Raw genomic sequence first — 20,597 nt, forward strand, 5'->3', positions numbered from 1 at the left:
ATGCGGCCCTGCGCGAGGCGCACGAAGAGATTGGCCTAGACCCGGAGATCGTGACCGTTGTGGGGCATCTTCCCCCGCATCAGACAGTGACGGCCTATCAGGTGACGCCCGTTCTTGCACTGATCGAAGGCCACTATGTTCCTGTTCCAGAGGCAGGCGAAGTCAGCGAAGTGTTCGAGGTGCCATTTGCGCACCTTCTGAATACAACAAATTATCTGATCGAAGGCCGCAGATGGCAGGGCCGCCGCCGACTTTATTACACGGTCCCTTTTGGTCCTTACTACATCTGGGGCGCTACCGCCTGCATCATGCGTGGCTTTGCGGAGCGGATGAAATGACCCGTATTTCGGCACCCTGGTTGCAGGATGATGCATCGCAGGCGGTGTGCAAGATGCTGACCGAAGCGGGCTATCAGGCGTGGTTTGTCGGCGGGTGTGTGCGCAACCAGTTGTTGGGCGAACCCGTCGCTGATCTTGACCTTTCCACCGATGCTTTGCCCGAAACAGTGATGAACCTGGCGAAAGCTGCAAAGATCAAGGCGATCCCGACAGGGATCGACCACGGGACAGTGACAGTGGTCACTGAAGATATACCCTTCGAGATCACCACCTTCCGTCGAGACGTCGCCACGGATGGCAGGCATGCCACTGTCGCCTTTTCTGACAATATCACCGATGATGCGCGCCGCCGCGATTTCACGATGAACGCGCTCTATGCTGCACCGGACGGCCAGGTTTTGGACCCATTAGGCGGGCTGCCGGATCTGCAAGCGCGCCGTGTCCGGTTCATTGAAGATGCAGATCGCCGGATCAAGGAAGACTGTCTGCGTATCCTGCGGTTTTTCCGGTTTTACGCATGGTACGGCGACATCAACGAAGGGCCTGACGCAGATGGGCTTGCTGCCTGCGCCGATAATATCGAAGGGCTGCAATCCCTTTCGATCGAACGCGTGACGGCAGAGATGCTCAAGCTGCTGGCTGCGCCCGATCCGGCACCTGCACTTGCCGCGATGGCGGCGACAGGCGCTTTGGCGCAGGTCTTGCCGGGCGCACGGGCAGGTGGCCTTGCCGTTTTGGTCCACCTTGAACAGTCGCTTGATATCGCGGCAGACCCGCTGCGTCGGCTTGCCATGATTGGCGGCACCCCGCAGGAGGCATTGCGACTTTCCAAGGTGCAGGCGCGTGACCTTGCCCGCATCACATCCGGGCTGTCTCCGATTGAAGCGGGGTATCGCCATGGGGCCGGCATTGGGCGGGATGTGCTGTTGATCCAGTCCGCGTGGCTTGGCCAGCCCGTCGACAAGACAGCGCTGACAGTGATCGAAGACGCGGCAAGGCAGGTCTTTCCGCTCAAGGCTGCGGACCTGATGCCAGAACTCAGCGGCGTGGCGCTTGGTGAAGCCTTGAAAGAGGCAGAGGCGCGGTGGATAAGCTCGGGCTTCACTTTGACGAAAGCAGACCTGCTTGATTGAATACCTGCCTCTCTTCGGCTTCGTTTTTTTTGGCCTGTTTTCACCCGGCCCGAATGTGATCCTGATCACGGTATCGGGTGCGCGTTTCGGGTTTCAGCGGACTATTCCGCACATCATCGGGGTTGCGCTGGGCGTTGGCGTGATCGCGGCGGTTACGGGCATCGGGATCGGCGCATTGATTACGGTGCTGCCTGCGCTGGGATTCCTTCTCAAGATCATCGCAAGCCTTTGGATTTTTTGGATGGCCTACAATCTGTGGTACGCTGATCCGGCCAAGAAAAGAGAAACGGACAGGCCCTTTACCTTTATCAAAGCAGTGCTGTTCCAGTGGATCAATCCCAAGGTTTGGGCAGTTGCGCTAAGTGCCACGGCTTATGTCGCGACCCTTGCTCCTGTGCAGCAGGCGACAACCTTGGCAGGCACGTTTTCAACCATAAACCTTGGCGTTTGCACCTTTTGGGCCGTTGCAGGCAGCCTGTTGTCCTATCTGCTGACCAACCCTCTGGCCTGGCGCACGTTCATGCGTGTCATGGCGCTTGCTTTGGTCGGTTTTTCGGCGCTGCTTTTTCTTTGACCGAAGCTTTGTTATAGCAGCCCTCTGTTCCCGAAAGGCAGACCCATGTTTCGTTGGTTCGAAGGTCTTGTCGATCCCTATGTAACCTACAAGGAGAACGACACGCCGCCCAAGCGGCTTTATCCGTTTCTGCGCGAATACGCAGAGCCGTTCATGCGGGTATTCTGGATCACGGGTATTGCCTCGGTCATCATCGCGATCATCGAAGTGTGGCTGATGGCCTATCTGGGGCGGCTGGTTGATATCCTTGCCACCGGTACGCCTGCCGAGGTTTGGGCGCAAAGCGGGCTCGAGTTCATTCTGGTCGCCGTCTTCATCCTGACCCTGCGCCCTGCGGTCCATGTGGCACAGGTGATGTTGCTTAATAACAGCATCCTGCCGAATTTCGGCACTCTGGTGCGCTGGCGAGCGCATAAACATGTTTTGCGCCAATCGGTCGGCTGGTTCGAGGATGATTTCGCCGGACGTATCGCCAACCGCATCATGCAAACGCCGCCAGCGGCGGGCGAGGTGATTTTCCAGCTTTTTGACGCGATTACTTTTGCGATTGCCTATCTGGTGGCCGCCGCCATTTTGCTGGGGCAGGCGGATTTGCGGCTGCTGTTGCCGCTGATGCTGTGGATCGTGCCTTATCTGTGGCTTTTGCGCTGGGTTGTCACACGGATTGGCCCTGCATCAGAGGCCGCATCGAATGCGCGAAGTGCCGTCACCGGCAGAGTCGTCGATAGTTACACAAATATTCACTCGGTCAAGATGTTCGCCCACCATGACCGCGAGATAAACTATGCCAAAGAGGCGATCGAAGAAGCGCGCCGCACCTTCCAGATCGAGATGCGCCTTTATACCATCATGGACGCGGGATTGATGATCCTGAACGGTGTGCTGATCGTCGGTGTTGTTGGCTGGGCCATCTGGCTGTGGATGCAGGGTGCGGCTTCGGTCGGGCTGGTTGCAGTGGCGACATCGCTGACATTGCGCCTGAATGCGATGTCCGGCTGGATCATGTGGGCGATCACCAACTTTTTCCGCCAATTGGGGGTGGTGGCCGAAGGCATGCTAACTATCGCGCAACCTGTCACGCTGTTGGACCGAACTGATGCAAAACCTTTGGCGGTGACCGAAGGCGCCGTTCAGATCAGCAACCTGTCGCACCACTACGGCAGAAAGGCAGGCGGTCTGGACCGGATCAACCTGAACATTGCACCGGGTGAAAAGGTTGGGCTTGTCGGGCAATCGGGTGCGGGAAAATCAACGCTCGTGAAACTGCTGTTGCGGTTCTACGACGCAGAAAAAGGTACAATCAGTATTGACGGGCAGGATATCAGCCATGCGACACAGGATAGCCTGCGTAGCGCCATCGGTATGGTTCAACAGGACAGCGCGTTGCTGCACCGGACGGTGCGCGAAAACATCCTTTACGGTAATCCTGACGCCACAGAGGAACAGATGATTGTGGCCGCGCAAAGGGCTGAAGCACATGATTTCATCCTCGGGCTTGCGGATAATGAGGGCAACACCGGCTATGACGCCCGTGTGGGTGAACGTGGGATCAAACTGTCAGGCGGGCAACGCCAGCGGATCAGTTTGGCGCGTGTCATTCTCAAGGATGCGCCGATCCTGCTCTTGGACGAAGCGACCAGCGCCCTAGATAGTGAGATTGAGGCCGCAATTCAGCAGACGCTTTACGGGATGATGGAAGGCAAGACCGTCATTGCCATCGCGCACCGTCTTTCGACGATTGCCCAACTTGACCGGATTATCGTGATGGATCAGGGGCGCATCGTCGAAGAAGGCAAGCATGACGCATTGCTGGCAGCAAATGGACAATACGCACGGTTCTGGGCGCGCCAATCAGGGGGCTTTCTGGGCCAGAGCGAACAGGTAGCTGAATGACACCAGAACGTTGGATCGACCCTTTTGAACCTGCCGAAGGACCCCCGCCGCAGACCCTGATGGCATTTCTGCGGTGGTGCCTGAACGGCAGTACAAAAATCACGCTTTTGGCAGGATTAGTGTCTGCTTTTGCCGGAACGCTCGAGGTTGCGACGGCCCTGATGCTGGGCTGGGTGATTGACGCGACGCTGGCATCGAGCGGAGAGACTTATTTCACCGACAACGTGCTTTTGTTGATTGGTGTGACGGTATTTTTCCTTGTCTTGCGGCCCATCGTGCTTGGTCTTTCAGGCGTGATGCAGGCCGTGGTTATTGGCCCTTCCCTTGGCAATCTGATCCTGTCGCGCCTGCACCGGCATTCTTTGGGCCAGTCGGTTACTTTCTTTGATGATGACTTTGCCGGCCGCATTGCGCAAAAGCAGATGCAGGCGGCCCGCGCGACGACCGATCTGATCGTGGATATGATCCACACTGTCGCGTTTGCACTGGCGTCGCTGTTGGGTTCTGTGATCTTGCTGTTCACCATTGATGCGCGTTCTGCGGCGCTGCTTGCGTTTTGGGCGATTTCTTACATCGCGCTGATCCGTTTTTTCATGCCGCGTATTCGCGAACGGTCCAAGGCACGTGCCGCGACGCGGGCGATGGTGACAGGTCAGGTTGTCGATACGATCACGAACATCAAGACGGTCAAGCTTTTCGCTCATGACGACCACGAGGATCGCGCCGCTATCGATGCGATGGAAAACTACTGGGGCACCGCTGTGCGTTATGGCTGGTTGTCGGCATCTTTCCGGTTCTGGTTGATGGCGCTGGGTGGGCTGTTGCCAGTGATCCTTGTTGGCCTAACCCTTTATTTTTGGACAAAAGGTGTGGCCTCGGCCGGTGATATTGCCGCGGCGGGCGCAATTTCGTTGCGCTTGTCGCAGATGACAGGCTGGGTCAGTTTCACGCTGATGGGCATGTACGCCAATGTCGGTGAAGTCGAGGACGCGATGCATACGCTCAGTCCTGCACATACGTTGACCGACGCTCATGATGCAGAGGATCTGGCAGCCAAGCATGGTGCGATCACCTTGGAGGATGTGTCTTTCAGCTATGGTGGTGGACCCGGTGGACTTGATGGGGTGAACCTTGCGGTGCAGCCTGGCGAAAAACTGGGACTGGTCGGGGCATCCGGTGCGGGCAAATCCACCTTGGTGGCCTTGCTGCTGCGGCTTTACGATGCCGAAACAGGCAAGGTGATGATCGACGGGATGGATGTGCGTGACGTGACGCAGGAAAGCCTGCGCCGTCAGATCGCGATGGTCACGCAGGAAACGGCGATGTTCAACCGTTCGGCCCACGACAATATCAAATACGGCAAGCCGGATGCGACACAGGACGAAATCGAAGACGCCGCCCGTCAGGCCGAGGCGCATGAGTTCATCCTGACTCTGAGGGACCACAAGGGGCGGACAGGCTATGATGCACATCTGGGTGAACGGGGCGTCAAGCTGTCGGGCGGGCAGCGCCAGCGCATCGCCATCGCGCGCGCCATTCTGAAAGACGCGCCAATTCTGGTGCTGGATGAGGCAACCAGCGCGCTCGATTCAGAGGTGGAAGCATCAATTCAAGGCGCGTTAGAGTCTATTATGGATGGAAAAACGGTCATTGCCATCGCACACCGTCTGTCCACTTTGGCGCGGATGGACCGCATCGTCGTGCTTGACGCAGGCCGTATTGTCGAAGAAGGAACCCATGATGCGCTACTGGCCCAAGGTGGGCTTTATGCGCGCTATTGGAACCGCCAGTCAGGTGGGTTCATCAATGTGAAAGATGCGGCGGAATAAATGCTGACGATTGAAAGTTTGACCCATCTTGGGATGGGGCGTGCCTCTGACGGGCGGTCTTTGTTGCCACGCGTTTTGCCGGGGGAAGAGGTGGATGTCGCACAAGACGGCACCCTTCGGATCGTGACGCCCTCGGTTGACCGGGTCGCAGCGCCATGTCGCCACTTCAAGTCCTGTGGCGGGTGCGCGATGCAGCATGCAAACGATGCTTTCGTTGCGGCTTGGAAACAGGACATTGTCGCAAAAGCGGTACATGCGCGCGGGTTAGACACTGATTTTCGCGATATCGCCACGTCGCCTCCGACGTCGCGAAGACGCGCGAAACTGTCAGGGCGTCGCACCAAAAAAGGCGCTATGGTCGGCTTTCATACGCGGGCCTCCGATACTTTGGTGGCGGTGCCGGATTGCCAGTTGCTGACGCCTGCATTGATCGCAAGCTTTCCCGCGCTTGAGGCGCTGACCGTGCTTGCCTGCTCGCGCAAGGGCGAGATTGATCTGACCGTAACCGAGGCGAACACGGGGCCGGATGTTCTGGTTGCGACCGACAAGGAACTTACACCGCAATTACGCGTTGAGCTGGCTGCTTTGGCCAATCAGTTTGGGCTGTCGCGGTTGGTCTGGAATGATGAACCGGTCGTGATGATCAATCCGCCGGCGCAGGATTTCGGCGGAACAGGAGTCGTACCACCGCCCGGCGCATTTTTGCAGGCGACCAAGCACGGAGAGGCGACCCTGCTATCCGCAGTCCAAGAGATCACCGTCAAAGCGGCGTGTGTGGTCGACCTTTTCGCAGGCTGCGGCACCTTTACGCTGCCTTTGGCCAAATACGCCGAAGTGCATGCGGTGGAGGGTGAGGCGGCGATGCTGAACGCGCTTGATCGTGGCTGGCGCGAAGGGCATCAACTGCGGCGTGTCACGACTGAGACGCGAGATTTGTTCCGTCGCCCGCTTGAGGCTGATGAGTTGCGTCATTTTGATGCGGCTGTGATCGACCCGCCGCGCGCAGGTGCCGAAGCGCAGATCGCAACGCTGGCCGCATCCGAGATAAACACAATCGCAATGGTTTCCTGCAATCCCGTGACATTTGCGCGGGATGCCCAGACGTTGGTCGATGCAGGCTTTGCGATGCCGTGGGTGCAGGTTGTCGACCAGTTCCGTTGGTCGCCTCATGTCGAAATTGTTGCAGCTTTCACGCGCAAGTAACTGCAATCGTGCGATGCTCTCTTTTCTGAACGCTGCCTTTAGTGTAGCTGTAAGAAAACGGCGCAGACCGTAAAGATGGGCAGAGACATGATTTCACGACGTTCTATGATGGCAGGGACAGCTGCAATCGGGCTTGTCGGGTGTACCGCACAGCCACCGGTTTATATCGGGCCAGAAGTCACCCGCATTCAGATTTTGAAAGAGCGTCGCGAGATGCAGATTTTGCACAACCGTACCCTTTTGAAGTCCTATAAAGTGGATTTGGGTTTTACGCCGGTCGGCCACAAGGCGCAGGAAGGTGACGGGCGCACCCCTGAAGGCGGCTATCGCATTGATCGCCGTAATCCGAACAGCCGTTTTCATCTTTCGCTCGGTATTTCATATCCGGACGCGAACGATATCGCTTATGCCCGCGCCAAAGGAATTGATCCCGGTGGCGACATCTTCATTCACGGCACACCGCAAAGATGGATCGGGATGCCGGATTGGACTTGGGGTTGTATTGCCGTCACGAATGACGAAATGGACGAGCTTTATCCGATGATCAACACCGGTACACCGATCTACATCTACGCCTAAAAGCTGAACCCTGTCATAGGCTGGCTGACCGCAGGGTTGCTGCCCATGTTCAAGGTCCACCAGAGCTTTGCATTATCTTCCTGATACCATGCAAAACCCATGAACCGCGCATTCGGATCAAGGATCACGGCGCGGGTGTTTTCTTGTGCCATCCAAGCGGCAAGGGTCTGTATTTCCGACTCAAATGATTCCGAGATGTTTTCACCCAATAAACGGCCCGGGAAACCGACACGGCGCGCACGCTCCACCGGGCTGGACCCGTCAGAGCCAAATAGCCACGGGCGGTTTTGTACGGCCATGTCACGTGAATGGGTCGCTGCTGCCGCATTGAGGCGCGCATCAAGTTCAACCGGTACCAAACCAGCGGTCCGGCGCAGAGAATTCACGCTATCAAGCATCCGGAACTGGATTGCGGCCTCATCGCTGGGACTGACAATATATGCTGCGGGAAGCGGCAGACCATCTGCGTCAAGTGGACGGTTCCCTGTGGTACTGCAGGCCGTCAGTCCCGTTGCGGCCAATCCAATCAACACTTCACGTCGCAACATTGCAATATTCGCCTTTTCAAGAGTTGCCATTCTTTAGCGGGAATGACGTGACACTTCAAACCCACATGCAAAGAGAACGCCAGAAATGACGTTTGTTTGAATTGCGGCGTTTTGCCAAACCCACTATCACTCAGGTTTAGAAGAAGCTGATCCTTCGAGGAGTAGTATTATGACCAATAAATTAACGCGTCGGGGGTTCCTTGCGGCATCGGCTGCGGTAGTCGGAACAGGTGCAGTCGCCCAAACTGCCAATAGTACAGAGATCGAAGAGGATATCTCTTCTGGTGTGAAACGAAATGTAGCGAGCTTCCGGTCGTTGGATTGGCAGCCTTACTTCAGCAACCTCGATAACGGGGCGGTCCTTGTCGATATTCAGTCACGGGCATTGCATTTCTGGTCCGAAGATCAATCGGTCTACAAACTCTTCCCGACAAGCGTTCCCCTGTCAGAAGAGTTGACCCGTACAGGACGCACGTCGATCACCCTCAAGGTCGAGGGCCCGACCTGGGCGCCGACGCCTTCGATGAAAATCCGCAATCCAGAGTGGCCGGATTTCATAGGCCCAGGCCCGGACAACCCGATGGGGACACATGCGCTTCATCTGTCATGGCAGTATTACCGTATTCACGGCACCCATGACACGCGCAAGATCGGCCGTCGGTCTTCAAATGGATGCATAGGCCTTTATAATGAGCAAATCGCAGAGCTTTACGATCTGACGCGCGTTGGAACGCAGGTGCTGCTGATTTGAGGACCGTTCTTTTTGACGAAAACAAAGGGCGCATCGCAGTATGCGCCCTTTGTTTTGAAATTTACTAAGAAAACAGGTTTTTGCTTTTTCTCTTTTGCAGGAACCCCAGACGCCACCACTGTTTTCTGCGCCGTTCGGCTGCTTCCCGTTCAGCTTTGCGCGCGGCAAGCTCTGCGACAGTTTTCTGAACCGCGCGCTGCTCTTCAAGCGTCTCGGTAGTTTCGTCATTAAAATCGTCGACCCAACCCGGCGTCGATGCCACCTTGGGTTCAACAGGCTTGAGCGCAAGTGGTGCAGGCTTGGGTTCGCGCGGTTCTGAGTTCAGTACATATTCATTGGTTTCGGATACCAAGCGGGTCAGCGTCTTGTTCAGATCAAACCGTGAAGACAGCTTTAGCGGTTTAACGCGCTCGCCTTCCTTGTTGATGATGTTCAGCCATTCGGTTGCCGATTGCAGACGCGCCTTTGGCAGAATCTGCATCGCCTTGTCGATGGCCGCAAGGAACGCCTGATCGTATTCGGGGAAACGACCGACCAGAGGCTCGCAAGGATCAGGACTGTTGCCTGCAAACTCTGCCATCCGTGTTTGGCTGTTCGGCGGCGAGGTGCCGCTGATCAGGTGATAGAACGTGGCACCCAATGCATAAAGGTCGCTGCTTGGGCCTTGCTTGCCACCCGCGAAATAGAACTCTTGTGGCGAGTATCCGTCCTTGACGACCAAAACAGAAGACACGGCGCGCGTCTCGCGGCTGGCTTCTTCGCGGGCAGCGCCAAAGTCGATCAGGAAGGGGTTTCCCCATTTATCCAGCAGGATATTGTCCGGTGAAATATCACGGTGCAAAAGATCGTTTTGGTGGACCAAGTCGACCGCATCCAGCACCTTGATGAGAATCTCTTTGATCTGATCAGGTGGCAGCGGGTCATTCTTGTCTTTGATGATGCTTAGCAGGTCACGGCCATGGATCAGGTCAAGCACCATATAAGCGGTTTGGTTGTCCTCGAATATCCGGTGTACGCCAACGATGTTCGGGTGGCGCATCTTTGCGATGCTCCGGGCCTCGCGCATGAACATTTCGACGATGGTGCGGTATTTTGCCTTGTGCTGGTCAGAGCGCACGAGAACGTCCTTGCCGTCGCGCATACAGAACACTTCAGGATAGCACTCTTTGATGACAACGCTTCGGTCCAGGTAGTTATCTTTTGCAAGATACGTAATACCGAACCCGCCGTTGCTCAGCGCTCTGTCGATTGTAAACTGATCACCCAACAAAATTGTACCGTCGGGAAGCGCTTCGCTCCGCGTTTCTCGGTCCACCCTTTCAATTGGCTGTGTTGCTGCTGTCATTTTCACCACTTGTCGTTCCTACAACATGAAACGATCCATACAAGATACTTACACATCGTCATTTATTGCAGCGAAATATGTTACCTTTAGGGCAACTGTGCAGAAATGTTGTGTCTTTGTCTGAGAAAAGCCGCCTATTTTTCAATCTTTAACACCCGCCTCGCACGAAATAACCGTAAGGTTAGTTTTGATCCCGATTATGTGGCGTGGTGTTAACGCCCGGCTTATCTAGCCGGCGGTTCTGATTCTGGTTGTTTTGATGACAGTACCATCTTCATCGCAGATCAAGCGAACACGTTGGCCAGCGTACCAAAATGTCAGGCGAATCCGTCCCGCATCCACATCTGCGCCTTCTTCCGACAGGCTTGTAATTTCGCCTGCCCGCATCTTGTCTGGCACCTCGGATGGCGCCAGTCCCAACAGGGGTCCAAGATCGTGGGCATCAATGGTTGCACCACTGTCTGTCATGGTTACTTTCATCGGATCAGACCGTTTACACTCCATATGAAAAATCAAAGGAAGGTATATTTATCGCAATCGGTTGGGGCGTAGCACTTAGCCAAGCCAACCCTTGAGGTTCTTTTCGATCACACCGGATAATGCATCGATATGCGCCGGATCATCGTTCAGGCACGGGATATAGGTGAAATGCTCGCCGCCCGCCTCTTCAAAGCTTTCCTTGATCTCTTCGTTGATTTCTTCCAGCGTCTCGATGCAGTCAGCCGAAAATGCAGGTGCGCAGACAGCAATGTTCTTGATGCCGTCTTCTTCTGCAAGGCGCGCGACTTCTTCCACGGTATATGGCTTGAGCCATTCCTCCGGCCCGAAGCGTGATTGGAAGGTTGTCACGATCTGCGTATCATCCCAGCCCAGCCGTTCCTTTAGCAAGCGCGTCGTTTTCTGACACTGGCAGTGGTAAGGGTCACCCTCGCGCAGGTAACGTTCTGGCACACCGTGATACGAACAGATCAGCTTTTCAGGCTTCGTTTCCGCAGCAGCATAGGCGCGCTCAATCGACTGGGCGAGCGCTTCGATATAGGCGGGTTCGTCGAAATAGGGTGCAACGATGCGCGCTACTGGTTGCCACTTTTCTTCCATAAGCGCTCGGAAAAATTGATCATTTGCCGTCGCAGAGGTCGCGCCGGCGTAATGTGGGTAAAGCGGGAAGAATAGGATTTTGGTGCATCCTTCTTCGACCATCTCGCGGACTTTGGATTTAGTGGACGGGTTGCCATAGCGCATGCAGAAATCGACCCGTACGTCGTCGCCATAACGTTCGACCAGATGCGCCTTGATGGCTGCGGTCTGCTTTTTGGTGATCGTCAGAAGCGGGCTTTCGTTGTCCTCTTCGTTCCAGATCGACTTGTAGGCCGCACCGGACGAGAAAGGGCGCTTCGTCAGGATAATCAGTTGCAGAAGGGGCTGCCAAATCCAGGCGGAGTAATCGACAACGCGCTTATCGGACAGGAATTCGTTCAGGTAGCGCCGCATCGACCAATAGTCGGTCGCGTCAGGTGTGCCAAGGTTTGCAACAAGAACACCAACCCGCGCCGGTTTCACAGCCGGGTGGTCAGGTTGCGCATGCACCGGGCATGTTGCTGGGCGCTCTTCGGCCTGTGTTTGTGCATCGAACATTTTCATGGCCCTTTAGCTAGCGTCATTTGCTTGGTATTTAAATGGGATACGCACTGGTTCAATCATTGGACCTATCTAAAGGCGTTTCCTGCGTCATAAGTACATCGGCAAGCCTGATTTTTGCGCTTCCGGGACGCAAGGGTTGCGGTTGGCTTTCGGCAGGCGCCCATCCCGTTAGAGTGATGAACTCGAAGGTGGCATCGACCCGATTCTCTTTGTTCCGGAAATTTGCGGCATAGATGCATGCCGCTTCAGTCATGATATTGCGCCGCGTCGCATGTTTGATCCGTTGGCTTAGCGCGTTGTTTTCGCCCATTTTGCGCAGGTCATGCATCAGGTGAAAGGCATTGACGTAGCTCGCCGTCAGTGGCGTGGCGTCCGCAACGGGAAGGGCAAACCCGGCACGCTGCAAAAGCCCGCCCAGATCGCGGATTTCGCCCATGGGCGCGATCCGGGGCGACAGGCCACCAGCAACAACAGCCTCGGCTTCGGCAAGTGAGGCGCGCAGTTCATGCAGAGTTTGACCCCCGAGGAACGTGCAAAGCAAAAGCCCGTCAGGTTTCAGCGCATGGCGTGCCTGAACCAACTGTCCCACCGGATCATTCGCCCAATGCAGGCACATTGCATGGAGGATCAGGTCATAGGATTGCGGTTTCAGCGCCAGTGTCTCTTCGTCCGCAATGATTGTGGCATCTGGATAACGCGCGGCCCAGAAATCGGGAAAACCCGTCACGATCGCGACTGATGTAAAGGTTCTGTTAACCTCGATCAGTCTTTCTTGCAGTTCACCGGCGGCGTGTTCCTGCAGGAACAGCGCATCGGGTTCAGCGCGGGCGCGGTTGCGCATCAAGGCAGCGCGGTCGGTGATCTGGGGCATATCCATGCCGGTCACTTAGGGTGCATTCATGCGGTTGCAAAGCGTTATTCGGGCAATTTATCCGCCACAGTGCGTCGCGTGCGATGCGCAAACCGAGGATGATTTTGGCCTTTGCGCTGCCTGCTGGCGTGAAACGCAGTTCATCGGGGGGTTGGTTTGTGAAAGCTGCGGCACTTCATTGCCCGGCGAAGATCGCGACGAGGTCGTGCAGTGCGACGATTGCATGACCATCGCGCGCCCATGGGACAAGGGCCGCGCGGTACTGGTTTATACCGGCATCGGCAGGCGGTTGGTCTTGGGGCTCAAGCATGGTGATCGCACCGACCTTGCCCGACCCACAGCGCGTTGGATGGCGCAAAAAATTGAAAAGTGGGCCGAAACAGACACTGTTTTGGTTCCTGTACCGCTTCATTGGCTCCGCACTCTAAGGCGCAGGTACAACCAATCTGCATTGTTAGCGCAGGAGATCGGGAAGGTTCTGGATCTGCCGGTTTGCGTCGATGCCTTGCTGCGCCCGAAAAAAACGAACGCGCTTCAGGGGCATAGCCGTGACGCCCGCTTTGCCGCGTTGTCGGATGCTATCGTACCCAATCCCAAACGGGTTGATCAAATAGCAGGCAAGACGGTCATTTTGGTCGATGACGTCATGACATCAGGCGCCACATTTGCCGCCTGTACAGAGGCGGCCAAGGCTGCCGGTGCCACAACTGTATCGATTGTTACACTGGCAAGAGTCGTCAAAGATACCTAGATCAAGGGCGGAACCGATCAAAGGACCAGAGTCATGGCAACAGTTGAAATGTACACGAAACCGACCTGTGGTTTTTGCCACATGGCCAAGCGCCTGCTGAATTCCAAAGGTATCAGCTTTGCCGAGGTCAATATTTCCGCCCACCCTGAACGCCGCGCCGAGATGATCCAGCGCGCGAATGGGGGCAGCACTGTCCCTCAGATCTTTATCGACGGCACGCATTTGGGTGGCTGTGATGATCTTCTCGCATTGGAGCGCGGTGGCAAACTGGATGCGCTGCTGGCGGCATGAAGGCAGCGCTCCTTCAACTGAATGTCAGCGATGATCCGTCTGCCAATCTGGTACAGACAACCGGGATGATCGCGCAGGCGGCCGGTCAGGGCGCGAAATTCGTGCTGACGCCCGAGGTCACCAACTGTGTGTCGCAAGACCGCGCCCACCAGACCCGTGTCTTGCAGCACGAAGCAGATGACATCACGCTCAAGGGCCTGCGTCAGGCCGCGATCCGTCACGGTGTCTGGCTCTCGGTCGGCTCTTTGGCATTGAAAACGCATGATCCCGACGGGCGCTTTGCCAATCGGTCTTTTCTGATTGATCCCGCCGGGCAGATCTTGGCGCGTTATGATAAAATACATATGTTCGATGTCACGGTTTCCGAAACCGAAACCTATCGCGAATCCGCCGGGTATCGCCCCGGTGAGCGTGCTGTTGTGGTGGATACACCGTTCGCAAAGATCGGCCTGAGCATCTGTTATGACGTCCGCTTTGCGTATCTTTACCGCGCGCTGGCACAGGCTGGCGCAGAGGTGTTGCTGGTCCCGTCTGCATTTTCGCCGGTGACCGGTGCTGCGCATTGGGAACCTTTGCTGCGCGCACGTGCGATCGAAACGGGCTCTTTTGTTCTGGCTGCTGCCCAGACGGGCACGCATGCGACACAAGCAGGCAAACCACGCAAAACATACGGGCACAGCATGGCAATTTCGCCCTGGGGCGAGGTTTTGCTGGATCTGGGTACCGAACCCGGTATCGGCTTGGTTGATCTTGACCCAGGGTCAGTGGCACAAAGCCGCAAACGTATCGCGGCACTTGGTCACGATCGCCCTTTCGAAGGTCCCTGATGTCTGACAATGCAAACAATCTGGCCGTATCGTTGTTCAGCGAAATTCTAGCCGTTGATCAACTAGCGCGGGCCAATGTTGCGCGTGTCTTGCCCAAGGGGATGGAGCTGTCGCATTTTTCCGTGCTGAACCATCTGGCACATTCCGGCGTCGAGCGGTCTCCTGCGCAGCTCGCCAAGACATTCCATCTGACGCGTGGCGCGATGACGAACACCTTGCACAAACTGGAATGGGCAGGCTGGGTCCATGTGCGCCCTGATTGGGATGACGCGCGGCGCAAGATGGTCGCGATCAGCCCGTCAGGTCAGGCGGCGCGCGATGCAGCCGTTGCTGCCATTGCACCGGTAATTGTCGATGTTGTGAACAAAGTCGGCGAAGAAAAGGCAAGGGCCGTGCTGCCTGTGCTGCGCGAGATGCGTTTGAAATTAAGTAAAGTCGACTGAACAAATCAAAGTGCTGCGGCGCGAAAATGCTATCCTAGGCTGGTTTGGTTGCAGTCGTCACATAGTTCACCGACAGGTCGCGGTCCGAGATTGACCACGTAAACTTTGCGAAGTTGAACACGAAGCCTTTGCGATCCACCGGCGTCATTCCGGCCTTTTCAAGCAACGCAAACAATTCATCCGGCGTGACGAATTTTTTCCATTCGTGCGTGCCCTTGGGCAGCCAACGCATCACGTATTCCGCACCCACGATTGCCATCGCAAAGGATTTCGGGTTCCGGTTGATGGTCGAACAGATGTGGATACCGCCTGGCTTCATGAGCTGCTGGCAGGCTGTCAGATAGCCTTGAGGGTCTGCGACATGTTCGACCACTTCCATATTCAGCACTGCATCGAACTGTTCGCCGGCGTCCGCAAGCGCCTCGGCTGTGGTGTAGCGGTAGTCGATATCCAACCCCGACTGTTCGGCATGGATGCGGGCCACCGGGATGTTCCGTTCGGCCGCATCTGCACCCACGACCGTTGCACCCAAACGCGCCATCGGTTCGCACAGCAGGCCACCACCGCAACCGATATCAAGGACACGCAGGCCCTTGAACGGTTCCGGCTGGGTCAGGTCGCGTCCGAATTCCGTAGCGATCTGGTTTGTGATATAGTCCAGACGCACTGGGTTCATCATGTGCAGAGGTTTGAACTTGCCATTCAGGTCCCACCATTCGGCTGCCATTGCCTCGAACTTGGCGATCTCGCCGGGGTCTACGGTGTTCGTTGCCGACATTTTCATCTCTCCGCATTATGGTCAGTGGGCTCAACACGCGATATAGGGTGGTTATGGACAAAGTCGTAGGACAAAAGCGCCCGGGTGCGCATCTTTACCAGCCGATTGATCCCTTCGATCAGCGGATGCTGGAGGTGGCCGACGGTCACCGTATCTACATGGAACAATGCGGAAACCCTGAAGGTGTGCCTGTCGTTGTGCTGCACGGCGGCCCCGGTGGCGGGTGCAGCCCTGCGATGCGCCGCTATTTTGATCCCAATATATTCCGTATCATTTTGTTTGATCAACGCGGCTGTGGCCGATCACGCCCCCATGCCAGCGTCGAGGCGAATACAACGTGGCATCTTGTTGCCGACATAGAATTGATCCGCGAAACGCTGAATATTGATCGCTGGATCGTCTTTGGCGGATCTTGGGGGGCCACGCTTGCCCTGATCTATGCACAGGCGCATCCTGACCGCGCAGCGGCCCTGACTTTGCGTGGTGTATTCCTGATGACACAACCGGAACTGGATTGGTTCTATGGCGGCGGCGCGGGAAAATTCTGGCCTGACCTGTGGGACCGCTTTGCCTCACTGATTCCAGAGGACGAGCGGGACGACTATATCGCAGCCTACCACCGGCGGCTTTTTTCGGACGACCGCGCACAAGAGGTGCGTTTTGCGCGCGCGTGGGCGTCGTGGGAGAATGCGTTGGCGTCAATGGACAGCGATGGCGTGACCGGTGAAAGCCCCGCCGACTATGCCCGCGCCTTTGCCCGGCTTGAGAACCATTATTTTTATCATGCCGGATTTCTGAGTGATGAGCAGCAGATTCTGCACCCAGATCAGATGGCCAAGATTGCCGATGTACCCGGAGTGATCGTGCAGGGCCGATATGATATGATCTGCCCGCCCACATCGGCCTATAAACTCTCGCAGATGTGGTCAAAATCGCGGCTGACATTTATCGGTCGCGCAGGCCATGCCCTGTCAGAGCCGGGGATCAGTGCAGAGCTTGTGCGGACTATGGACATGATGGGTACACAGCGCCATATGCTGGGGCTTTAGGCTTTACAGTTGAAAATATGCCGTTAAGCTTTCTAGGAAGCTACGGGGAAAACTTCAGTTTTGGGCAACGTCCTGACGATTATTCTACAGCGGCTCGGGCTGGGCCTTTTGACATTGCTGATTGTGTCGATCGTGATTTTTGTCTCGGTCAATCTGTTGCCCGGCGATTTTGCAGAATCCATTCTTGGCCAAGGCGCCACGCCAGAGGCTGTGGCGTCAATTCGCAGGGACCTCGGGCTCGAACAGCCATTGGTCACTCGCTACTTCCAGTGGCTTGGCGGTGTGTTGCAGGGTGATCTGGGAACCAGCTTTGCGCAGGCGAACTTTGCCAGCTTTACCGGCACGGAATCCGGTGCCACCACTGTCGCCCAGCAAATTGCACCACGTTTTGCCAATACAATGTTTCTGGCGATGATCACCGCTGCGATTGCCGTTCCGTTCTCTATCTTTCTTGGTGTTTTGGCGGCGCTATACCGAAACACTGTCTTTGATCGTGCCGCCAACATCTTTACGCTGACCTCAATTTCGAGCCCTGAATTCTTTCTGGCCTACATCCTGATCCTGTTCCTTGCCGTGCTGAACCCGATTTTTCCGTCACTGTCGAACATCTTTGAAGGCATGCCTTTTGGTGAACGTGTCGAGAAATCCATGTTGCCGGCTCTGACGCTCACTTTGGTCGTGACCGCCCACATGATGCGGATGACGCGAGCGGCGATCATCAACCTGCTCGCCTCGCCTTATATCGAAATGGCGCGCCTGAAGGGGCTTTCGCCGCTGCGCGTGATCGTCAAACACGCGCTGCCGAATGCGCTGGCCCCGATCATCAACGTGATAGCGCTGAACCTGGCGTATCTCATAACCGGCGTCGTCGTGGTCGAGGTGGTGTTTGTCTATCCCGGGATCGGTCAGCTTTTTGTGGATGCCGTCAAAAACCGTGACATTCCCGTCGTTCAGGCCTGTTGCCTGATCTTTGCAACGGCCTTTATCCTGCTGAATCTGACAGCCGATATTATGTCGATCCTGTCCAACCCCCGTCTGAGGCATCCGAAATGATTTTTTGGTCTGTCATCGCGTTGTTTGGCATGGGGGCCTTGGCTTGGGCTTTTCGCTTTGCGGGACAGGTGGCAACAGGAAATGCACCGGTGTTTCGGGATATGCCTTTTGGTGTGGCCTATGGGTACGTTCTGGGCGTCGCTGTCCTGGCCTTTCTTGCATGGGGCTATACGCAAGGGCACAGCGCCGACCCTGCGATTGCCAATAAGTTTTTCTTCCTGCGCATCGCGATTGAGGGCTTTATTATCTTTGCGATTGCAGCATGGCTGTTCCGCATCCTTGGCCGTTCTGTCGGGACTGCGGGCAGCAAGAGACTTTTCCGTGCGATGCCGCTCACGGCTTCGTTCGGCATCCTGATCATCCTGATTTACGCAATCCTCGCAATTTTTGCGGGTGCGATTGCGCCTTATGGTCAGGAACAGATTGTGCCGGGTGTGGCCGCGAATATCATTCCCGGCGGTGATCCTGCTTTGGGCGGAAACCCGGAGTTTCCGTTGGGTACAGACCAGATTGGCCGAGATATCCTGAGCCGCTTGATTTTCGGTGCGCAGAACACTGTCGGTATCGCCTTTGCGACAACAGTTCTGGCGTTCCTTTTGGGGGGTACCTTTGGCTTTCTGGCGGCAACGCTTGGCGGGTGGCTGGATCAGCTTTTGTCGCGGGCAGTTGATGTCTTGATGGCCATTCCGTCGCTGATTTTCGCGCTTCTCTTGATGACGATCGCGACCGTCTGGGCGCCGCAACTGGGTATTCCCCTGACGCTCTTTATGGTCGTGATTATCGCGGTGATTGATAGCACCCGGGTGTACCGTTTGGCGCGCGCAGTCGGGCAGAACATCGTGGTCATGGACTATATCGAAGCTGCCAAATTGCGCGGCGAGGGGCTGGGTTATCTTGTGTTCAAGGAAATCCTGCCCAATGCGACAGCACCCTTGCTTGCCGAATTCGGCCTGCGCTTTTGTTTTGTTTTCCTGACAATTGCCGCGTTGTCATTCCTTGGTGTAGGTATCCAGCCGCCATTGGCCGACTGGGGTACGATGGTCCGTGATCTGGGCGGCTTCGTGAATTTTGCGCAATTCGCGCCTATGGCGGCAACTGCACCCCTGCTGGCTGCCGGAGCCATCGCGCTACTGACGGTTGCTGTGAACTTCGTGGTCGATTGGATGTTGCAGAAATCATCGGGGCTGAAGGAATGACCGAAGAACCGCTCGTCAAAATGCGTGATGTCTGGATCGAAGGCCGGAGCGATGAGACGTGGAACCCCATTATCAACGGTGTTGATCTGACGCTTGCGAAGGGTGAAGTCCTCGGTTTGATCGGTGAGTCTGGCGCTGGCAAGTCAACACTCGGCCTTGCGGCGATGGGATATACCCGCGACGGCGTGCGCATCAGCAAGGGATCGGTAGAGTTTGACGGGGTCGACCTGCTGACAGCATCCGCTGCCGTGAAACGCCAGCTGCTGGGCAAGCGTATCGCCTATGTGGCGCAATCGGCTGCGGCCAGTTTCAATCCGGCCCATAAGTTGATGGACCAGCATGTCGAAGGCCCGGTGCAGCACCACGTCATGACCCGCGCCGAAAGCGAAGCGGACGGGATCGAGCTTTATCGCAAGCTGAGGCTCCCCAACCCCGAGGAGATCGGGTTTCGCTATCCGCATCAGGTGTCCGGTGGTCAGCTGCAGCGCTGCATGACCGCGATGGCGATGTCATGTCGTCCTGACCTGATTATCTTCGATGAGCCGACAACGGCGCTGGACGTGACCACCCAGATCGAGGTGCTTGCGTCGATCCGCGATATTGTCGAGCAGTTCAATACATCCGCGATCTACATTACCCATGATCTGGCGGTCGTGGCGCAGATGGCGGACCGCATCAAGGTGCTGCTGAAAGGTGATGAAGTCGAAACCGCCGACACCCGCACGATGCTTTCTGCCCCGACACAGGAATATACCAAGTCGCTTTGGGCCGTCCGCAGCTTTGAGCGTCCGTTGAAACCCGCCGTGCAAACCGGGGCTGTACCCGTTGTGAGTGTGCAGAATGTCGACGCCTCTTATGGGACTGTGCCTGTCTTGCACGACGTCAGTTTTGATCTGCATGAAGGCCGCACTGTCGCTGTCGTGGGGGAAAGCGGGTCAGGTAAATCGACCACCGCGCGCTGCATCACCGGTTTGTTGCCGCCCAAGGCGGGGCAAATCATGCTGGATGGACAGGCCCTGCCTGCTGATTACCGCAAGCGCAGCAAGGACCAGTTGCGCCAGGTGCAGATGATCTATCAGATGGCGGATACGGCGCTGAACCCACGCATGTCGATTGGCCAAATCATTGCGCGGCCCGTTGAATTTTACCTTGGCCTCAAAGGTGCGGAGAAGCGCAAGCGCGTCGATGCCCTGCTCGAACAGATCGAACTGGAGCCGTCACAGTATTATCACCGCCTCCCGTCCGAGTTGTCAGGTGGACAAAAACAGCGTATCGGTATTGCACGGGCCTTGGCGGCAGAGCCAAAGTTCATCATTTGCGACGAGGTCACGTCGGCGCTGGATCAACTGGTTGCAGAGGGTATTCTGCGACTGTTGGCGCGCTTGCAGGATAAACTGTCCCTTACGTATATGTTTATCACACACGATCTGGCGACAGTCCGCGCGATTGCAGATGAGGTGGTGGTGATGAAAGACGGGCGTGTGGTGGAACAAGGACCGAAGAC

At 56.3% G+C, this 20,597-nt stretch carries 22 protein-coding genes; 16 read left to right on the plus strand and 6 right to left on the minus strand.

What is annotated here, in order from left to right; translation table 11 throughout:
• From R6T97_RS16880 to R6T97_RS16910, 7 genes are all read left to right on the plus strand, one after another.
• Window positions 1-338: NUDIX hydrolase (locus R6T97_RS16880; protein ID WP_410350445.1), on the plus strand; the 338-nt coding region annotated here is incomplete at its 5' end.
• Entirely contained in the window at window positions 335-1,471 is a 1,137-nt protein-coding gene (locus R6T97_RS16885) for a CCA tRNA nucleotidyltransferase (RefSeq protein WP_410350446.1), read from the plus strand. The genes R6T97_RS16880 and R6T97_RS16885, both read left to right, overlap by 4 nt.
• Window positions 1,464-2,045, plus strand: a complete 582-nt coding sequence (locus R6T97_RS16890; protein ID WP_410350447.1) for a LysE family translocator — start codon at window positions 1,464-1,466, stop codon at window positions 2,043-2,045. The genes R6T97_RS16885 and R6T97_RS16890 overlap by 8 nt, the downstream gene beginning before the upstream one ends.
• Window positions 2,046-2,090: 45 nt before the next feature.
• Entirely contained in the window at window positions 2,091-3,938 is a 1,848-nt protein-coding gene (locus R6T97_RS16895; protein WP_410350448.1) for an ABC transporter ATP-binding protein, read from the plus strand.
• Window positions 3,935-5,767: an ABC transporter ATP-binding protein gene (locus R6T97_RS16900; protein WP_410350449.1), complete on the plus strand. Its 1,833-nt coding sequence runs from the start codon at window positions 3,935-3,937 to the stop codon at window positions 5,765-5,767. The genes R6T97_RS16895 and R6T97_RS16900 overlap by 4 nt, the downstream gene beginning before the upstream one ends.
• The gene (locus R6T97_RS16905; RefSeq protein ID WP_410350450.1) at window positions 5,768-6,970 is read left to right on the plus strand and encodes a class I SAM-dependent RNA methyltransferase; all 1,203 of its coding nucleotides are present in this window, start codon (window positions 5,768-5,770) and stop codon (window positions 6,968-6,970) included. It abuts the gene before it with no gap.
• Between the two features lie 87 nt (window positions 6,971-7,057).
• Window positions 7,058-7,549, plus strand: coding sequence for a murein L,D-transpeptidase family protein (locus R6T97_RS16910; protein WP_410350451.1), 492 nt, complete (start codon window positions 7,058-7,060; stop codon window positions 7,547-7,549).
• Here R6T97_RS16910 and R6T97_RS16915 read toward each other — a convergent pair.
• Entirely contained in the window at window positions 7,546-8,097 is a 552-nt protein-coding gene (locus tag R6T97_RS16915; RefSeq protein WP_410350452.1) for a CAP domain-containing protein, read from the minus strand. The two genes, R6T97_RS16910 and R6T97_RS16915, sit on opposite strands and share 4 nt — an antisense overlap.
• 169 nt (window positions 8,098-8,266) lie before the next feature.
• Between R6T97_RS16915 and R6T97_RS16920 the strand changes: the two genes are divergently transcribed.
• Window positions 8,267-8,848, plus strand: a complete 582-nt coding sequence (locus R6T97_RS16920; RefSeq protein ID WP_410350453.1) for a L,D-transpeptidase — start codon at window positions 8,267-8,269, stop codon at window positions 8,846-8,848.
• A gap of 64 nt (window positions 8,849-8,912) precedes the next feature.
• Here the strand turns inward: R6T97_RS16920 and R6T97_RS16925 are convergent, their stop codons facing one another.
• The 4 genes from R6T97_RS16925 to R6T97_RS16940 all read right to left on the minus strand — a co-directional run bounded on the left by R6T97_RS16925 (window position 8,913) and on the right by R6T97_RS16940 (window position 12,711).
• Window positions 8,913-10,193 carry a serine/threonine protein kinase gene (locus tag R6T97_RS16925; RefSeq protein WP_410350454.1) on the minus strand — a complete coding sequence of 427 codons (1,281 nt, stop codon included), beginning with the start codon at window positions 10,191-10,193 and terminating at the stop codon, window positions 8,913-8,915.
• Window positions 10,194-10,421: 228 nt separating this feature from the next.
• Window positions 10,422-10,661 carry a DUF6522 family protein gene (locus R6T97_RS16930; RefSeq protein ID WP_410350455.1) on the minus strand — a complete coding sequence of 80 codons (240 nt, stop codon included), beginning with the start codon at window positions 10,659-10,661 and terminating at the stop codon, window positions 10,422-10,424.
• An 87-nt stretch (window positions 10,662-10,748) separates the two neighbouring features.
• Entirely contained in the window at window positions 10,749-11,834 is a 1,086-nt protein-coding gene (gene hemH, locus R6T97_RS16935; protein ID WP_410350456.1) for a ferrochelatase, read from the minus strand.
• Window positions 11,835-11,886: 52 nt separating this feature from the next.
• A complete protein-coding gene (locus tag R6T97_RS16940) occupies window positions 11,887-12,711 on the minus strand; it encodes a methyltransferase domain-containing protein (RefSeq protein ID WP_410350457.1) in 825 nt (274 codons plus the stop codon).
• A gap of 22 nt (window positions 12,712-12,733) precedes the next feature.
• On the opposite strand from R6T97_RS16940, the gene R6T97_RS16945 reads away from it, so the two are divergent.
• The 4 genes from R6T97_RS16945 to R6T97_RS16960 are packed head-to-tail and all read left to right on the plus strand — an operon-like array spanning window position 12,734 to window position 15,017.
• Complete coding sequence (locus R6T97_RS16945; protein WP_410350458.1) at window positions 12,734-13,456, plus strand: double zinc ribbon domain-containing protein; 723 nt, start codon at window positions 12,734-12,736, stop codon at window positions 13,454-13,456.
• Between the two features lie 33 nt (window positions 13,457-13,489).
• A complete protein-coding gene (gene grxC / locus R6T97_RS16950) occupies window positions 13,490-13,747 on the plus strand; it encodes a glutaredoxin 3 (RefSeq protein WP_410350459.1) in 258 nt (85 codons plus the stop codon).
• Window positions 13,744-14,574, plus strand: a complete 831-nt coding sequence (locus tag R6T97_RS16955) for a carbon-nitrogen hydrolase family protein (RefSeq protein ID WP_410350460.1) — start codon at window positions 13,744-13,746, stop codon at window positions 14,572-14,574. The genes grxC and R6T97_RS16955 overlap by 4 nt, the downstream gene beginning before the upstream one ends.
• Window positions 14,574-15,017: a MarR family winged helix-turn-helix transcriptional regulator gene (locus R6T97_RS16960; RefSeq protein ID WP_410350461.1), complete on the plus strand. Its 444-nt coding sequence runs from the start codon at window positions 14,574-14,576 to the stop codon at window positions 15,015-15,017. The genes R6T97_RS16955 and R6T97_RS16960 overlap by 1 nt, the downstream gene beginning before the upstream one ends.
• 34 nt (window positions 15,018-15,051) lie before the next feature.
• Here R6T97_RS16960 and ubiG read toward each other — a convergent pair whose 3' ends face one another.
• A complete protein-coding gene (gene ubiG / locus R6T97_RS16965) occupies window positions 15,052-15,801 on the minus strand; it encodes a bifunctional 2-polyprenyl-6-hydroxyphenol methylase/3-demethylubiquinol 3-O-methyltransferase UbiG (protein ID WP_410350462.1) in 750 nt (249 codons plus the stop codon).
• Between the two features lie 47 nt (window positions 15,802-15,848).
• Here ubiG and pip point away from each other — a divergent pair, with 47 nt between their 5' ends.
• The 4 genes from pip to R6T97_RS16985 form a co-directional block, all read left to right on the plus strand.
• On the plus strand, window positions 15,849-16,844 hold the full coding sequence (gene pip, locus R6T97_RS16970) for a prolyl aminopeptidase (protein WP_410350463.1): 996 nt from the start codon (window positions 15,849-15,851) through the stop codon (window positions 16,842-16,844).
• Window positions 16,845-16,904: 60 nt separating this feature from the next.
• Entirely contained in the window at window positions 16,905-17,897 is a 993-nt protein-coding gene (locus R6T97_RS16975) for an ABC transporter permease (RefSeq protein WP_410350464.1), read from the plus strand.
• A complete protein-coding gene (locus tag R6T97_RS16980; RefSeq protein WP_410350465.1) occupies window positions 17,894-19,093 on the plus strand; it encodes an ABC transporter permease in 1,200 nt (399 codons plus the stop codon). The genes R6T97_RS16975 and R6T97_RS16980 overlap by 4 nt, the downstream gene beginning before the upstream one ends.
• On the plus strand, window positions 19,090-20,597 hold a 1,508-nt coding region (locus R6T97_RS16985), incomplete at its 3' end, for an ABC transporter ATP-binding protein (RefSeq protein ID WP_410350466.1). The genes R6T97_RS16980 and R6T97_RS16985, both read left to right, overlap by 4 nt.

The sequence above is a fragment of the Yoonia sp. genome, from assembly GCF_046498525.1.
Lineage (GTDB): Bacteria > Pseudomonadota > Alphaproteobacteria > Rhodobacterales > Rhodobacteraceae > Yoonia.